Source organism: Kibdelosporangium philippinense, assembly GCF_021390435.2.
Taxonomy (GTDB): Bacteria; Actinomycetota; Actinomycetes; order Mycobacteriales; family Pseudonocardiaceae; genus Kibdelosporangium; species Kibdelosporangium philippinense.
The window spans coordinates 2,655,059-2,670,860 of the sequence record NZ_JAJVCN010000001.1 but is presented as its reverse complement, the minus strand read 5'-3'; the positions used below and the strand labels follow the sequence as shown (position 1 = coordinate 2,670,860).

The 15,802-nt window shown below is 65.4% G+C and carries 13 protein-coding genes and 2 pseudogenes; 4 read left to right on the top strand and 11 right to left on the bottom strand.

What is annotated here, in order from left to right; translation table 11 throughout:
• Nucleotides 1-67: 67 nt before the first annotated feature.
• The 8 genes and pseudogenes from LWC34_RS12235 to LWC34_RS12200 form a co-directional block, all read right to left on the bottom strand.
• Complete coding sequence (locus tag LWC34_RS12235; protein WP_233725167.1) at nt 68-1,081, bottom strand: ABC transporter substrate-binding protein; 1,014 nt, start codon at nt 1,079-1,081, stop codon at nt 68-70.
• A 281-nt stretch (nt 1,082-1,362) separates the two neighbouring features.
• Nucleotides 1,363-1,593: pseudogene (locus LWC34_RS12230) on the bottom strand (YkvA family protein); the annotation flags it as partial.
• Nucleotides 1,594-1,647: 54 nt separating this feature from the next.
• Nucleotides 1,648-2,973, bottom strand: coding sequence for an NtaA/DmoA family FMN-dependent monooxygenase (locus LWC34_RS12225; protein ID WP_233726420.1), 1,326 nt, complete (start codon nt 2,971-2,973; stop codon nt 1,648-1,650).
• Nucleotides 2,974-2,978: 5 nt separating this feature from the next.
• Nucleotides 2,979-3,638 carry a cysteine hydrolase family protein gene (locus LWC34_RS12220; protein WP_233725166.1) on the bottom strand — a complete coding sequence of 220 codons (660 nt, stop codon included), beginning with the start codon at nt 3,636-3,638 and terminating at the stop codon, nt 2,979-2,981.
• On the bottom strand, nt 3,638-4,696 hold the full coding sequence (locus LWC34_RS12215) for an LLM class flavin-dependent oxidoreductase (protein ID WP_233725165.1): 1,059 nt from the start codon (nt 4,694-4,696) through the stop codon (nt 3,638-3,640). Before LWC34_RS12215 ends, LWC34_RS12220 begins: the two co-directional genes overlap by 1 nt.
• A 22-nt stretch (nt 4,697-4,718) precedes the next feature.
• Nucleotides 4,719-5,804, bottom strand: a complete 1,086-nt coding sequence (locus LWC34_RS12210) for an ABC transporter substrate-binding protein (protein WP_233725164.1) — start codon at nt 5,802-5,804, stop codon at nt 4,719-4,721.
• A gap of 95 nt (nt 5,805-5,899) precedes the next feature.
• Complete coding sequence (locus LWC34_RS12205; RefSeq protein ID WP_233725163.1) at nt 5,900-6,778, bottom strand: ABC transporter permease; 879 nt, start codon at nt 6,776-6,778, stop codon at nt 5,900-5,902.
• A 17-nt stretch (nt 6,779-6,795) separates the two neighbouring features.
• Complete coding sequence (locus LWC34_RS12200) at nt 6,796-7,599, bottom strand: ABC transporter ATP-binding protein (protein WP_233725162.1); 804 nt, start codon at nt 7,597-7,599, stop codon at nt 6,796-6,798.
• A gap of 642 nt (nt 7,600-8,241) precedes the next feature.
• Between LWC34_RS12200 and LWC34_RS12195 the strand changes: the two genes are divergently transcribed.
• The 4 genes and pseudogenes from LWC34_RS12195 (at nt 8,242) to LWC34_RS12180 (ending at nt 12,997) form a co-directional block, all read left to right on the top strand.
• A complete protein-coding gene (locus LWC34_RS12195; RefSeq protein WP_443667746.1) occupies nt 8,242-9,333 on the top strand; it encodes an IS701 family transposase in 1,092 nt (363 codons plus the stop codon).
• A 229-nt stretch (nt 9,334-9,562) separates the two neighbouring features.
• Nucleotides 9,563-9,841, top strand: a pseudogene (locus tag LWC34_RS58770) (IS21 family transposase); the annotation flags it as partial.
• A gap of 304 nt (nt 9,842-10,145) precedes the next feature.
• On the top strand, nt 10,146-11,390 hold the full coding sequence (locus LWC34_RS12185) for an IS256 family transposase (protein WP_233726419.1): 1,245 nt from the start codon (nt 10,146-10,148) through the stop codon (nt 11,388-11,390).
• Between the two features lie 362 nt (nt 11,391-11,752).
• On the top strand, nt 11,753-12,997 hold the full coding sequence (locus tag LWC34_RS12180; protein ID WP_233726375.1) for an IS701 family transposase: 1,245 nt from the start codon (nt 11,753-11,755) through the stop codon (nt 12,995-12,997).
• A 71-nt stretch (nt 12,998-13,068) separates the two neighbouring features.
• Here the strand turns inward: LWC34_RS12180 and LWC34_RS12175 are convergent, their stop codons facing one another.
• The 3 genes from LWC34_RS12175 to LWC34_RS12165 all read right to left on the bottom strand — a co-directional run bounded on the left by LWC34_RS12175 (nt 13,069) and on the right by LWC34_RS12165 (nt 15,777).
• Nucleotides 13,069-13,632: a DUF3558 family protein gene (locus LWC34_RS12175; RefSeq protein WP_233725161.1), complete on the bottom strand. Its 564-nt coding sequence runs from the start codon at nt 13,630-13,632 to the stop codon at nt 13,069-13,071.
• 90 nt (nt 13,633-13,722) lie between these two features.
• Entirely contained in the window at nt 13,723-15,261 is a 1,539-nt protein-coding gene (locus LWC34_RS12170; protein ID WP_233725160.1) for a DHA2 family efflux MFS transporter permease subunit, read from the bottom strand.
• A 153-nt stretch (nt 15,262-15,414) separates the two neighbouring features.
• Entirely contained in the window at nt 15,415-15,777 is a 363-nt protein-coding gene (locus tag LWC34_RS12165) for a DoxX family protein (protein WP_233725159.1), read from the bottom strand.
• Nucleotides 15,778-15,802: the final 25 nt, after the last annotated feature.

Below are 15,802 nucleotides of genomic sequence, written 5' to 3'. Positions count from 1 at the left end.
CCACGGAACTCTCCAGAACCGCGAACGGGGCGGCATCCCGCGGGATGCCGCCCCGTTCGCTCGGGTGTCAGGCCAGCTTGGACACGCCCGGCTGCAGCTTCTCCAGCACCCACGGGATGTCGAGCGCCGTCGGGTAGCGCAGCGCCGAGATGGTCTCCATGTCGACGCGCAGGTAGTTGCCGCTCTTGAGTGCGGCGGCGAGCTGGTTGCCCTCGAACGCGGCCTGCAGATCCGGCGTGGTGAACGCGACGATCACCAGGTCGGCCTTGAGCTTGTCGTACTGCTCGGGGGTGAGCGTGCCGGTCGGGCTGCCGGACTCGTTCTTGGTCGTGTCGGCGACGGCCGGGCTGAGCGTCAGGCCGGTCTGCTCGATCAGCTTGACCGCGAAGTCCTCCTTGGACACCAGCGAGAACATCTTGCCCGCGGTGTTGCCGACCGACGCGGTGAAGGTCTTGCCCGCTGCCTTCGGGTTGTCGCTCTTGAACTTGGCGATCGCGGCCTCGGTGCTGTCGATGATCTTCTTCGCGTCACCGGTCTTGCCGAGCGCCTGCGCGACGACCTGCACGTGCTCCTGCCAGGTCTGCTTGCCCCACTCGGTGGCGTAGCCGACGGTCGGCGCGAGCTTGGCGAGGTTCGCGTACTCCTGCTCGAGCCCGTAGCTGGACGTGGCGAGGATCAGGTCAGGCGTGAGCGCACCGATCTCCTCCGCGTTCACACCGGCGGCCGCGTTGACGATCTTCGTCTTGGCCGGGTCGAGCTTGCCCGTCAGCCAGCTGGGCACGGTCTCGGAGCCGGATTTGTTGAACCACGCGATGGGCGTGACACCCAGTGCGAGCGCGGCGTCGAGGTCGTCGGTGGCGGTGCCGACCACAACGACACGCGACGGCGCCTTGGTGATCTCCGCCGTGCCGAACTTGTGCGTGATCTTCACCGGGAACGCCGACGCGTCGGAGCTCGGCGGGCTCGTCGACTGGGTGGGCGACTCTTGCACCTGGCCGCACGCGGTCAGACCGGCACCCAGTACCGCGGCGAGGACAAAACTCCCCAGCGCTCTGCCGGACGGACGAACCCTGCTGGACATGGCAACACCCTTTCGGTGCACGGTGGTCGAGAGCGCGCCAAGTCAAGCAAGGCTAACCTAATTAAGCAAACCCTTCGTCTGCGACACCGATCACGTCCAGCCAGGCCGCCGACCGACCTCCGAACGTAGCTCGTTACGGCCTGGATCACGGGTTTCCAGTCGGCATGGAAGATCCGCGACCGCCTGGATACCTGCCGAAAGCCAGCCGAATCCGCGACCTACCGCAACGCATCTGTGACCTCGTTCGGCCCAAGCTGAACAGTGCGTATCAGTGCGATCACTCACCGATCCGCCAGGGTCGGTGAGTCGCATCGGACACCTACACGACGTCGGTCAGCGCGTTTGACCCGGCCGGTTGACCCAGGCACGTCAGCTCCGTCATCGGTGCCGGGCCAGTGCGCACGGACGGCCCCGATCCCGGCATGGCGGACCACGCTGCGCAGCACCGCGATGACGATGATCGCGTCATCGGCATAGCCCAGGACGGGAACGAAGTCGGGGATGAGGTCGACCTGCGTGGACGCAATTATCGGCACCCACGGGGATCATCGCGGCGCCCGCTGCTCTCATCCGGCGAGGTTCTCCCGGAGCGTGCGGCCGGGGTACCTGGGTGCGAGCACACCACGGCGGCGCAGTTCGGGGACGAGCAGCTCGGCGATCTCCCCGAATCCCGAAGGCATGCTGAGCGGGGTGGAGAACATGTACCCCCCGCGCGAACCTGTCGCGGCGAAGTTCTCTTCCAGTGCGTCGGCGATGGTCCCGGCATCGCCGACGATCGAGTGGTCGATGCCCGTGGCGCTCTTCCAGCCGTGCTCGAAGAACTCCTCGCGGCTCATCCGGTGGTCGTCCCCGTACTCCGCGACGAGGGCACCGATCAGCCCGGCCTGGCTCGCTTGGGCCGCATGGATCTCGTCACGCAGGTCGCCTAACCGGAACGCGGCCGGCAGCCGCGACAGGTCGTACCCCATGTTGTGCGAGAGGAAAGCGCCGACGGCTTCGGTGTCCCAGAACTCGAGCACGTGTGCCCGTCGTGCCTTCGCCTCCTCCGTGGTGCGTCCGACGATCACCTGCGTGGCCCAGAGAATCCCGACGCTTTCCGGTTTTCGTCCCTCAGCGGTCAGTGCCTCGTCGAGCCTCTCCCGGTGCCGCTGCTGCCCGCGCAGGTTCGCGCCGAACCCGAACACGACATCGGCGAACCGTGCCGAGGCCGCGATTCCGCGTGCCGAGTTCCCTGCCTGGACCAGCACCGGGCGCACCTGGGGGCTCGGCACGGCTGGCAGCGGACCCCGAACGCTGAAGAACCGGCCCCGATGGTTGATCGGCGCGATCTTCGCAGGGTCGGCGAACCGGCCGGACGCCCGGTCCCTGATGATCGCGTCCGGGGTGACCGAGTCCCACAGTGCCTGGCAGACGCCGACGAACTCCTCCATCCGCTCGTACCGCAGATCGTGTTCGGGCAACTCGTCGTACCCGTAGTTCGCCGCGTCGGCGCTGCGCGTGGAAGCGACCACATTGAAGGCGATCCGGCCGTTCGTCACATGGTCGAGCGAATTCAGCAGCCGCGCCACGTAGAACGGGTGCATGAAGGTCGAGGAGTAGGTCAGGCCGAACCCTATTGCCGAGGTCACCGTCGACACGGCCGCGATGACCGGGGACATGTCGTGCCTCGGCCACTGGATGCCCCATTCGACGGCAGGCGCGATCGAGCCGCGCCATGTGTCGGGAATCCCGGTGCCATCACCGAAGAAGAGCATGTCGACCCCGGCGCGCTCCGCGGTCTGCGCCAGCTCCATGTACATGCGCGCATCGGGGAAGTCCCGGCCGATCCAGGAGCCGGCACGCGCCCAGCGTCCCTCCGTGTGGGTGAAGGACAGGTCGAACGCGATGTGCATCCCGTTCACCGACCGACCTCCGTCCACATTGCGGCCAGCTCCCAGGCGGTAGACAGCACGGCCACGTTGAGCGCGAGCTTCGCGAGTGCGTTCTCCTGCAGGTCGGTGTCGTAGGCGGCGACGGCGTCGGACGGGACCAGCACGGGCCAGCCGAGTTGGAACGCGTCCGTCGCGGTGGCGGCGACGCAGCAGTCGGTGGTCAGCCCGGCGACCGCGACCCAGTCGATTTCTCTTGCCCTGAGACATTTTTCGAGGTCTGTGCCGAGGAAACCGCTGTAACCACGTTTGGCCACCCGCTGCTCGCCCGCCGCCGGGGTGAGCCGATACCACTCAGCACCTGGGGTGCCGATCACACACGGTTCGTCCGGGCCGAACGGCGCGTCGAGATCACCGCTGCGGAACCAGGAACTAGCCCGCCACGGGTTCGCCGGGTCACTGGCCAGCTCAATCCAGACGACAGGCACGTTACGCTCGCGCGCGTCGTCGACGAGCCGCACGATCGTCGTGACGGCGGCCTCGACCAGCGCGGCCGCCTTCTCGTCGAGCCCGTAGGCGCCAAGGAACTCCGGATCGCCGAAGGAACGCTGCACGTCGACCACGAGCAGCGCCGGGCGGCGGCCCGGTGCGGAGAGCTGCCCCAGCTGCCGGGTGCGCAGGTCGTCCATCACGCCGGTCCTTCGTCGATCTTCCGCAGCGCGGGCAGCACGGTCTCGCCGAACAACACCATGTCCTGGTCGTACTCGGGGAAGATCAGCATCAGGCCGTCGAGCTCAGCCTCGCGCACGATGGTCGCGATGTGCTCGATGACCGTGTCGGCCGAGCCGCTGACATACGGTGTCTGGAAAGCCGCCTCTCCGGTGGCGTCTTCGGCCCACGCGCGCGCTTGCTCGTCGGTGATGCCCCATGACCGGCGCATCGACGCGAGCGCCTCGCGGTCCACGCCATCACCCCAGCGCCGGACCTTTTCCTTCGCGTCGGCATCGGTTTCGTCCTGGACGACCGTGAGCATCGAGTACGTCTTGACGGTCCGACCGAGCGCCGTGGCCTTCTCGTGGACATCACGGGAAATGGTGCGCATTTCCTCAAGGTTTGCAGCCGAGAGAAAGGCGCCGTCGGCGTATGCGGCTTGGAACTCCCGTGCCGCAGGGGAGCGCCCGGCGCTGATGATGGTCGGCAGGGTCTTGGGGTGCGGCCGGGATTCGCAGTCCTGCAGGATGAAGAAGTCGCTCTTCATCGTGACCGAGTCCTCGGTCCACAGCCGGGTGATCGCCTCGGTCCATTCGGCGGTCATCCGGTAGCGGTCATCGTGGGTCATCTCGTCCCACAGGCCGAATTGCTCGAACTCCGCCGCGTATGAACCGTTGACTATGTTCATTCCGGCGCGGCCGTTCGAGACTTCCTGCAGGGTCGTGTACATCTTCGCCGCGATCCCTGGGTGGTGGATGTTCGCGTGCGTGGTGGCCCAGATCTTGATCCGTTCGGTGGCCTCGGCGAGGCCAGCCATCATGGTCATCGATTCCAGGCTCTCGCCCCAATGGTCAGTTGTGCCACCGAAACCCCGCCATTTCGCCATCGACATGATGAAGTCAAGCCCGATGGCCTCCGCGTGCAGCGCGGCCCTTTTGTTGTACGCGTAGCTGGCTTCGGGATGTGGTGCGGTGGTGGAGAGCATCCAGCCGCCGCTGCCGATGGGCAAGAATATCCCGTATTCCTTTCCGGACAACTGTCGAACCTTTCGAATGCGTTTATGGGGCGGGCCAGACGAGCTTGCCCGAATCGTAGATGGCGGAGACGAAGGAGTTGTCGAAGTAGGTTTTCGCCTGCTCCGCGGTGGCGGGGTTCTTGAGCACCGAGTACCTGGCCAGCAGGTCGGCCAGTGCGGCCACGTTGTTCAGGTCGATGGTGCCGAGCGGGGTGGCGGCCGGCTTCGTCTCCTGCACAAGGGCCGTCTCGGTCTGCCATATCTTAAGGTTGTGCGCCTTGTCGTAACCGCCGGCGGAAAGATCCGAGGCGTAGCCGACACATTCCTCGCTCTTGGCCGAACAGTATTCGTAGGCGTGCAGACCTGCCCGCAGGAAGTCCTGCACCGCCGTCGGGTTCTTCGCGGCGAAGGCCGGGTTGACCGCCATGCCACCGAGCGAGCCGGGCACATGGTAATCGTAGGGTCGCCACGCCGTGACCGGCGTTCCGGCCGCTTTCAGTAGGTTCGGCTCATTGGAGACGAACCCGGTGAGCGACTTGACCTGCCCGCGCGTCAGGACCGACGAGTCGTAGCCGACGGTGACCTGCTTGATGGACTTCAGGTCCGCGCCCGCGTCGACGAGCATCACCTGGACGCCGATCGGGAGGGCGCCTCTGTGCCCGAGAGTGGTGCCGTTGAGCTGGTTCAGCGCGGTCACGTCCGGCATGGTCATCAGGATCTCGAGCCCGGCGTTCGAGTAGGCCGAAATGCCTTCGACGTTCACACCGTTGTCACGCGCCTGGATCACGTCCTGCTCACTGACTGGTGAGACGGTGGCTTGGCCGCTGGCGAGCAGCTGCGTGTTGTGGCCGGTGTCGCCGGTGCCCGGCTGGATGCCCACGTCGAGGCACAGCGCGTCGAAGTAGCCGAGCTTCTTGGCGGCGACGTATTCCAGAATGGACGCCGAAGCCTGGTAGTAGTACCCGGTCAGGAACGTGATCTTGCCTGCCGCCTTGTTCTGCGCACAGCGGGCGGCGGAGATAGCGGTGCCGGTCGGCACCTGCTGTGCGCCGCTGCTGCCGCTGTCACAAGCCGCGAGCGCGGTGACGGCGACGATCGCCATCAGGGAACGGAACAACGGTCTCTTCATGAGGGAGCTCCTGGATTTCATCGGCGCATGCGAACGCAGGGGCGGGTTCGGCGGCGTGTCAGCCGAACGGCGGGATGCCGTCGACGAGCGGCGAGCTAGTAGTTCGCGCCCTGAGTGCTTTCGTGCCAGTGCAGCATCCGGCGTTCGACCGTGGTGACGATGAGCAACAGGAGCGAGCCCATCAGCGCCAGGATCGCGATCGACGCGTATACCACCGCGAGCTGGTTCATCGTCGAGGCCAGGCTGATCGCCGTGCCAAGGCCCTCGGCCGCGCCGGGCGCGGACATCTCAGCGACCACGGCGCCCACAATGGACAGTGGGAAGACGATGCGCAGCGCGGCGAACAGGAACGGCAGCGAACTGGGCACCCGGATCCACCACAGCATTTCCAGGCGGGACGCGTTGACCGTGCGGTAGACCTGGACGACCGCGGGCGGCACCGCGCGCAACCCGACCGAGGTGTTGATCAGGATCGGAAAGAAGCAAATCAACCCGGTGACGATGAGCTTGGGCTCTGGACCGAAACCGAACGCCACGACGAGCACCGGCGCGATCGCGACCAGCGGGGTCACGTTGAGCACGACCGCGACGGGCATGATCGCCCGCCGTGCCCAGGGCAGCTCGCTGACCAGTACCGCGAGCACGAACGCCGCGGCGAACCCGATCGCCAGCCCCAGCAACGCTTCCCACAACGTCACCAGTGCGTTGTCGAGGTAGTAGCCGGGGTCGTCGGCCAGCGCTCGGCCGATCGCGGACAGCTTCGGCAGGAGATAAGGCATCGAGCTCGCGCCCCACTCCCACAACGCGCCAAGCACAACGATCATGAGTACCAGCGGCAGCCACACCCTTGGACGCACGAACCCCAGCCGTGACTTCGGATGGCGCAAGCTGAAGCGGGACGGCTCGGGCGCCACGTCCGCGGCGGCGCGGCCGGTTTCCGGGGTGGTCGAGACGTAGTCGCCGACGGTGACCATAGCGGCCCGTGCTCCCTTCACGCCACCGGCGCGTGCCAGGCGCCGCGCAGCTTGTCGCGGATCAGGTCCTCGAGATGGTGGAACTCCGGTGTCTTAAGCAGCTCACGCCCGCGTGGCCGGGGCAGACCGACGGTGACGACGTCAGTGACACGGCCCGGTTTCGGGGCCATAACAACGATCTGATCGGACAGGCGGACCGCCTCGCTGACCGAGTGAGTCACGAACACGACGGTGGTCTTAAGCTCGTCCCACAGGTCCAGCAGCTGCTCCTGCAGGCTCTCGCGGGTGAACTCGTCGAGCGCGGAGAACGGCTCGTCCATGAGCAACACCGCGGGCCGCAGCCCGAAGGCGCGGACAATGGCGGTCCGTTGCTGCATTCCGCCCGACAGTTCGGACGGTAGCTTGTGCACCGCTTCCCCGAGTCCGGCCTTGTGCAGGAGTTCGAGCATGTCGGGCGGATCGCGGCGGTGAAGCTTCGCCGCCCGGTTCACCTTCTGTGACAGAGAGACGTTCTTCAGCACCGAAAGCCACGGTAGGAGGGCGGGCGTCTGCGGCACGAGCCCGATCATCTTCGCGGCACACGCCTCCTCGGGGCTGACCCCGTGCACGCGGACCGTTCCCTCGGCCGGCGGTTCAAGCCCGGCCACGAGCCGCAGCAACGTGGACTTGCCACACCCGCTCGGGCCGATGATGCTGACGAACCGGCCGGGTTCGATCGACAGGCCAACGCGATCCAGCGCCACCATCGCCGAGGCGCCAAGACCGTAGACGCGGCGGACGTCGCGGACCTCGATCGCGGCGACATTCGAACCATCGGACACCATAACGCTCCCAACAGCTGTAACCTCTGGTAAGCCGAGCATCGCGGCAGCCGGAAGATCAGATGGACTTGTCGCACTACGGTCTACCGCTCCCCAAAATGATGGTCAGACGATCACTCGTACGCAGTTCACAGGCGGGCAGGGGTGGAGCGGGCAATTTCACAATGATCCCAGACTGGCATACATTCTCGGCTCCCACCGTCTACGCTACAGGCCTCGCGATCCTCATCTTTACCCGTGGCCGCTTCGACAACATCCTCTACGGCAAGAAATTGCCAGGATCTAACTAACCACAAATTTCATGACGGCCCGTCGGAGTGAGTTTTGGCGAGTCGTCGACAACCACGACCCGAGGGGAGTTCCGCGAGCTCTACAGAACCCTACATAAACCAGCGATGCACCAGCGACGACGAACGGCAGTTCAGCATACCTCTATCGAGTGTCAAGAACGCGCCGCTCGGCAACACCCGGGCAAGTAATACGACAACCGCACTGTGTGATCTTGGTGTGGGGTCGTGATCATGGACGCGGCCACCGCGTGATCAACTTCAAGGTGTGTTAGGACTCGAAGCAGACGCGGTGGCCGCGTCGAAGACTGTAGTTGATGATCGCCTCACGCGGTGGCGAGCGGGGTTCGATGAGATGTTCGCGCTGGTGGCCGGGCGTTTCGCGCAGGCGGACTCACGTCGCCGGGCACGGATGTACCTGCTGGGACTGCTCTCGGCAGCCGAGCGTAAGAACTCCTGGACCATCGCGGAGCAGGCTGGTGACCTGACTCCGGATGGCATGCAGCGGTTGTTGAACTTCTACCGCTGGGACGCCGAGGCGGTGCGGGATGATCTACGTTCCTATGTGCTGGACACTCTCGCCGACCCCAGCGGGGTCGTGGTGGGCGATGAGACAGGTTTTCTCAAGAAGGGCACCAAATCCGCCGGCGTGCAGCGTCAGTATTCCGGCACTGCCGGGCGTATCGAGAACTGCCAGCTCGGCGTGTTCCTGACCTACGTGTCGTCGCGGGGGCGGGCGTTGATCGACCGAGAGCTCTACCTGCCGAAATCCTGGACCGGTGACCGGGAGCGGTGTGCCGAGGCGGGCATCGCGGACACGGTCGGGTTCGCGACCAAACCGAAGCTGGCGCGGCGGATGCTCGAACGACTCATCGCCAAGCACGGCAAGCAGACGGTGGGCTGGTTCACCGCCGACGAAGCCTACGGCGACAACCCCGGACTGCGGGACTGGCTGGAGGACGAGGACATCAACTACGTCATGGCGGTCTCCTGCGACGACCGGTTCACCACTCCAACCGGGCCTCAGCGAGCCGACGAACTCGCCGCGACCGCGCCGAAACGAGGCTGGCAACGACTCTCAGCCGGTAAGGGCAGCAAGGGACATCGCCTCTACGATTGGCTGCTCATCGACCCCGGCGCTGACGAGCACCTCCTGCTGGTGCGTCGCTCGATCTCCAAGCCCAGCGAGCTGGCCTACTACATCTGCCACAGCACCCAACCAGTACCCGTCGCCGAGTTGGTCCGGGTAGCCGGATCCCGTTGGGCGGTCGAGGAAACGTTCCAGTTCGCCAAGAACGAGACCGGACTGGATCACTATCAGGTGCGCAAGTACGACGTCTGGTACCGGCACATCACCCTGGCGATGCTGGCCGCCGCGTTCCTCGCCGTCACCGCATATCGAGAACGCGGCCGCAATGACCAAAAAGGGGCGATCTCGCCACCTTAAGCCAACTGATTCCGTTGTCCTGTAACGAAATTCGACGACTCTGGGCCACCCTCACCCACCCGGTCCACCCCGAAACCCACACCAACCACTGGTCAGACTGGCGACGACGCCACCAAACCCGAGCCCGCCGCAGCCACTACCAGCGACAACACCTCAAATATCACAAGGTGCGGCTGCCGTACTAAGCAGCTGTCCGGAAAAATCGAGGCCGCTCAACGCGGTGCTGGTGCTGGACCACTACCTGGAAGTGTTGGCGCGCAAGCCCGGCGCGCTGCCCGGCTCCACCGCGCTGGCGCAGGCGCGCAAGGCCGGCACGTTCACCGCCGCGCACGAGGCGTTCTGGTCCGCCGCCCGTGCCAAACTCGGTGATGCGGCCGGCACCCGCGCCCTGATCGAGGTGCTGTTGTTGCACCGGCACCTGCGTCACGCCAATGTGGTCGCCGGGCTGGTCGCCGCCACCAGCATTGGCGCGGTCAGCGCGGACGTGGTCGCGGTCGAGGCCCGGAAAGCCAGCGACAACGACACCGAGAAGGACGGTGTCACGCTCGAGACAGCAACCGCGCCAACGACTTCTGCCGCGCCGGCGTCGGTGGTGAGTCTGACTGAGCGCCGCCTCGCTGACCCGGCCTCAGTGATCGCCGGCCTGCCCGCCGACCAACGGCCACCACCACAGGTGAGTGTCTACGACGAGCTGCTGCACCGCCGTCCCCCCAAAAACCAGGGACTGTAATTTCAACGGTGTAACTCCTGAGATGTAGGAGGCAGCTGTGGCTGATGTGAAGATTGGCAAGAAGGCGAGTGAGGCGGCGGCTGTGGATCTTGCCGCTTTGGAGGGGGAGATCCAGCGGCTGGCGGATCGGGCTCGGGCCGGGGGGCTGCAGTTGACCGGTGAGGGCGGGCTGCTGGGCCGGTTGACCAAGCTGGTCACCGAGGCGGAGCTGCAGGGCGAGACGGACGACCATCTCGGCTACGGCAAGCACGATCCGGCCGGCCGCAACGGCGGCAACTCGCGCAACGGCACCCGGGCGAAGACGGTGCTGACCGAGGCCGGTCCGGTGCAGATCGCGGTGCCGCGGGATCGGGAGGCGAGTTTCGAGCCGACCATTGTCAAGAAGCGGCAACGGCGGCTGACCGGGGTCGATGATCTGGTGATCTCGTTGTCGGCCAAAGGCTTGACGCATGGCGAGATCTCGGCGCACCTGGCCGAGGTGTACGGCGCGGAGGTGTCCAAACAGACCCTTTCCACGATCACCGACCGGGTCATCGAGGGCATGGCCGAGTGGCAGAACCGGCCGCTGGACGCGGTGTATCTGGTGATCTTCATCGACTGCATCAACGTCAAGATCCGCGACGGCCAGGTCGCCAACCGGCCGATCTACGTCGCGCTCGCGGTGACCGTGGACGGCACCCGCGAGGTGCTCGGGTTGTGGGCCGGCGAGCACGGCGACGGGGAGGGCGCCAAGTTCTGGCCGCGGGTGCTCTCGGAGATCAGGAACCGGGGCACTCAGGACGTCTGTATCGTGGTGTGTGACGGGCTCAAGGGCCTGCCCGACGCGATCGCGCAGGTGTGGCCGCAGACGATCGTGCAGACCTGCATCGTTCACTTGCTGCGCAACAGCTTCCGCTACGCGCCCCAAAAGGACTGGTCGGCGCTGGCGAAAGACCTCAAGCCGGTCTACACCGCGCCCAGCGAGCAGGCCGCGCTGGACCGGTTCGCCGAGTTCAGCGACAAGTGGGAGCAACGCTACCCGGCCATCATCCGGCTGTGGACCAATGCGTGGGCCGAGTTCGTGCCGTTCCTGCAGTTCGACACCCAGATCCGCACGATCATCTGCACCACCAACGCGATCGAGAGCATCAACGCCCGCATCCGCAGGGCCGTCAACGCGCGCGGGCACTTCCCGAACGAGCAGGCCGCGCTGAAGTGCGTGTACCTCGCGATCACGAGCCTCGACCCCACCGGCACGGGCCGCAAACGCTGGTCCAACCGCTGGAAGAAAGCACTCAACGCGTTCGAGATCACCTTCGACGGACGCCTGTCCGTTGGACGCACGTAAACCGAAGATCAACAGTTACACCGAAAACTTGACAGACCCCCAGACCCCGCCGAACCGCTTAAACAACAAGCTTAACCTCGGCCTTTCACAGCTGATGGCATGTGATCTTGTCTGTCGATATGGGAAAAGTGCTCCTGAGCGGGGAGAATAAGGATTGTAGAGGCCGTTTGTTCTACCAGTCTAGTACGGCAGCCGGACTTCGTGATCTTGGCTGGTGAGGGTCCCTGAATACGGACGCGGCCACCAGTTGATCATGAGCAGTTGTGTGGACAACTCAAGATCGTGTGGTGGCCGCGGGCGCCATCGTAAACCCCGTTGAGGGTGTGGATCCCGTTGGCTGGCGGGAGAAGTTCGACGGGCTGATGGCTCGGGTGGCGAAGCGGTTTAAGCGGGTGGAACCGCGCCGGCGAGCACGAGCGTTCGTGGAGGGGCTGCTGGCCGACCTGCCGCGCAAGAACTGCTGGACGATCGCCGAGCACGCCGGGGACGCGACGCCGGACGGGATGCAGCACCTGCTGTCGCGGGCGGTGTGGGATGCCGATGAGGTGCGCGACGACGTGCGGGATGCCGCGGTGGAATATCTCGGTGACACCGACGCGATGCTGGTCGTGGACGAGACCGGCGACGTCAAGAAAGGGACGTGCACGGTCGCGACCCAGCGCCAATACACCGGTACCGCCGGGCGGATCGAGAACGCCCAGGTCGGGGTGTTTCTGACCTATACCACCAAGGTCGGGCACACACTGATCGACCGTGAGCTGTACCTGCCGCGCTCCTGGACCGGTGATCCTGATCGGTGCGCGGCGGCCGGGGTCCCTGAGGACACCGGGTTCGCGACCAAGCCCGCGCTGGCCTCGCGCATGATTCTGCGTGCCCTCGACGGTGGTGTGCCCGCCGGGTGGGTCGCCGCGGACGAGGTCTACGGCAGCAATCCGACGCTGCGTGGCGATCTGGAGAAACGGCGGGTCGGGTACGTGCTCGCGGTGGCCTGCGACCACCGGGTCAGCACCGCCACGGGCACCTATCGGGCCGATGAACTGCTCGCGCGGCTACCGAAACGTGCCTGGCAGCGACTGTCCGCGGGCAAAGGCGTGAAAGGACACCGGTTCTACGACTGGGCCTGGATCAGTCTCACCAGCGGTGATGACGAGCCCGCCGGGCATCGGTGGCTGCTGGTCCGGCGCAACCGCCGCACCGGCGAACGTGCCTTCTACCGCTGCTACGCGCCCGAAAGGGTGCCGCTGGCCACGCTGGTGCGGGTGGCCGGGCGCCGATGGACCGTCGAGGAGTCCTTCCAAACCGGCAAAGGCCAAACCGGTCTGGACGAACACCAAGTCCGCACGTGGACATCTTGGTATCGCTGGACAACCCTGGTGCTGCTCGCCCACGTCTTCCTCGCGATCGTGACGGTCACCGCCCGCGCCAGACCCGCTGCGGACGGGCTGATTCCGTTGACACTCAACGAAATCCGCCATCTCTACAACGCACTGGTGCTCACTCCGGCCACAGACATCCGGCACGTCCTGCACTGCTCACACTGGCGCAGGCGACACCAATACCGAGCCCAGCAAGCCCACTACCAGCACCAATCGCTCCAGGAACCATGAAGATCACGATCTACGACTGGAGTATTAGCAGGGTTAGAACACGGCTAACCACTCACGAGGGGGTTTTGGGGTCAGCTGCGGGTGATGTCGCTGATGATGGCGTTGGCCAACAGTTCCGCGTCCGGGCAGGGCACCGGGTAGTTCAACGTCCGTGAATCAGCGATCGTCGTGGTCACCGTCAGCAACGCGTCCTCGGCAACGCCGACACTCACTGTGCACCTGCCCTGGTCCGGTACAGCGCGATCGGCGTCGTAGCGCACCGCTGGGTAGTTCTGGATGTCGGTGGGCTCGAAGTACGGCAAGCGGGTTCGCTTGCCGTACAACCCTTCCAGCCCACCGGACACCAGGTCGATCGTCGCCGTCATCTGCGGCTGTTGCGGGGTTTTCGCCCGCCACGTGCAGGTGTTGCCGCCTTCGTTGACACCGGCGGCCAGATCCTTGGTCACCGGCTGGCCTTGCTTGAGCATCGAGCACGGGTTGTCGGCGTACTGCTTGATGTCCAGCGGCAGGGAGACTTCGGGCGCCAGCCGGCTCGGGGGCGGCGGTGGGGTGGCCATGATGATGCCTTGGCCGCGTTGAGCGCAGCCACCCAGCACGACAAGACACGCCGCTACGCCAAGCCCGATCCGGAACATTTCCTCCGCACTCCCTCTGCCGGGACGGTTCGCACACCTCTGATACCACAGTCGACGCCGTTGTCGATCTGAAATATCCGCCCGGGGCATTCAGTGCCCGAGCATCACCGGTGTGGTGCCCTCTTCTTCGTCTTGATCCCCCGCCGGGCCCGACGATACCTTCTTTCGGGCACTTGGCAGGAACATCGCGGGCACGACACACACGGCGATCAAGATCAGCGCCCAGACGAACGTCGCCGCGAACGCGTCGCCCGCGGCAGCCGCCGCGATGTCGTGGGTGCGTGGATCGAAGATCGCCTGTGTGGCCGCGAGCTGGCCCAATTGCGTCGGTACGTTGAACTTTCCGGCGAGCAGCGCGGCGAGGATGATCGACATGATCGCCGTTCCGATGGCGCCGAAAGCGTTCTGAATGATGCTCAACGCGGTCGACGCCCTGGCAACATTTCGCTGAGTCAGCGTCTGCAAGGCAGCCGACATCATCGGCATCATCGTCGCGCCCATCCCAAGGCCGGTCACGAAAAGCGCGCCAAGCAGTTGCAAATAAGGAGTGTCCGCGCCGACCTGTGTGAACATCACCATCCCCGCGACGATCAGGACAAGTCCTGGCAGAACGACTTTGCGGGGACCGATCTTGTCGGCGAGCGCGCCCGCGATCGGCATCGTCAGCATCGCGCCGATGCCTTGCGGCGCCATCAACAGTCCGGCGTCCAGCGCCGTTTCCCCTCGTACCAAAAGGAAGTACGTCGGGAACAGCAGCATCGCACCGAAGAACGACATCGCGAAGAACGCGGTCGCCAGCACCGAGATGGAGAAGTTCCTGTTGGCGAACAGTTTCAGGTCGACGAGCGGGTTCGCAACGCGCTTCGCCCGCATCAGGAAGGCGCCGATCAGCACGATGCCACCGATGACAGGCAGCCAGACCTCGACCTCACCGACGCCACCGGCAGCCGGAATGTTGGACACGCCGTAGATCAGCGCGGCAAGACCGGGCGAAAGCATCAGCATGCCAGCGAAGTCGAACTTCTCGCCCGGCTGCGGCTCGTCGGGCGGCAGCACCCGCCAGACAAGCAGCAACGCGATCAGTCCAATCGGCACGTTGATGTAGAAGATCCAGCGCCAGCTGACCTCGTCGACCAGCCAGCCGCCAAGGATCGGGCCGCCGATCGGACCGAGCAGCATCGGCACACCGAGTACCGACATCACCCGGCCGACGCGCTGCGGGCCGGCCGCCTTCGTCAAGATCGTCATACCGGCGGGCATCAACATGCCGCCGCCGAGTCCTTGCAGGACACGGAACACGATCAGCGACGTGATGTCCCACGCCATCCCGGCAAGGATCGAACCGGCGAGGAACAGCACGATCGCGAGCATGTAGAGCCGTTTGGTGCCGAACCGGTCGGACGCCCAGCCGGTCACCGGAATGACCGTCGCCAGCGCCAGCATGTAACCGGTCGCGACCCACTGAATTGTGTCGAAGGAAGTCTTGAATTCCAGGGCGAGCGCCTGCAGCGCCACGTTGACGACGGTGGTGTCCAGAATCGCCATGACAGTGCCGAGAATGACGACACCGGCGATCTTGAGTGTTGCCGCGTCGAGCTTGTCCGCCCCAGCCGGGGCCCAGCTGGTCACGAAGAATCCCCCAAGGATCTCGTTCGGATTTGCCCGCAACCCCCATCGCGGGCAATACGAAAGAAACCCTATCCGCGGCACATCGTTGCCAGCAAAGACAATGGTGAGTGTGCGCGATCACACTACGGACCGCTGCCGATCATGATCGGACGGTCAGAACCGGCCGATCGCAACGAAAAGCGCGAGCGCCAAGAGAATAACGTTGACCGGCAGGTTCTTGTATTCCTTTCGCCTGCCGTGCACAACACTGGCCAGAATCTGCACGACAACGAATCCGGCAGCCGCGATCGGGGTGAGCGAAGGGGCGATTCCGGTCGCCCAAGGGAGCACGAGGCCGAGCGCGCCCAGCACTTCGACGACGCCGATCGCCTTGACCGCGCCTGGCGAGAAATCCTCGACCCAGCCGCCGCCCATGTTCGCGATCAGCTTCTGCCTCGGCTGCGTCGCCTTCAAGGTCCCTGACATCAGGTACACCGCCGCCAGCAGGCCCTGCGCGATCCACAACACCACGTTCATCCCGACCTCCGCTTTCTGATAGTCG

What these genes read in the sequence shown, in the direction of transcription:
- LWC34_RS12235 (WP_233725167.1), bottom strand. Translation starts at nt 1,081, where the DNA reads ATGTCCAGCAGGGTTCGTCCGTCCGGCAGAGCGCTGGGGAGTTTTGTC.
- LWC34_RS12225 (WP_233726420.1), bottom strand. Translation starts at nt 2,973, where the DNA reads ATGCACATCGCGTTCGACCTGTCCTTCACCCACACGGAGGGACGCTGG.
- LWC34_RS12220 (WP_233725166.1), bottom strand. Translation starts at nt 3,638, where the DNA reads ATGGACGACCTGCGCACCCGGCAGCTGGGGCAGCTCTCCGCACCGGGC.
- LWC34_RS12210 (WP_233725164.1), bottom strand. Translation starts at nt 5,804, where the DNA reads ATGAAGAGACCGTTGTTCCGTTCCCTGATGGCGATCGTCGCCGTCACC.
- LWC34_RS12205 (WP_233725163.1), bottom strand. Translation starts at nt 6,778, where the DNA reads ATGGTCACCGTCGGCGACTACGTCTCGACCACCCCGGAAACCGGCCGC.
- LWC34_RS12195 (WP_443667746.1), top strand. Translation starts at nt 8,242, where the DNA reads ATGTTCGCGCTGGTGGCCGGGCGTTTCGCGCAGGCGGACTCACGTCGC.
- LWC34_RS12180 (WP_233726375.1), top strand. Translation starts at nt 11,753, where the DNA reads ATGGCTCGGGTGGCGAAGCGGTTTAAGCGGGTGGAACCGCGCCGGCGA.
- LWC34_RS12175 (WP_233725161.1), bottom strand. Translation starts at nt 13,632, where the DNA reads ATGTTCCGGATCGGGCTTGGCGTAGCGGCGTGTCTTGTCGTGCTGGGT.
- LWC34_RS12165 (WP_233725159.1), bottom strand. Translation starts at nt 15,777, where the DNA reads ATGAACGTGGTGTTGTGGATCGCGCAGGGCCTGCTGGCGGCGGTGTAC.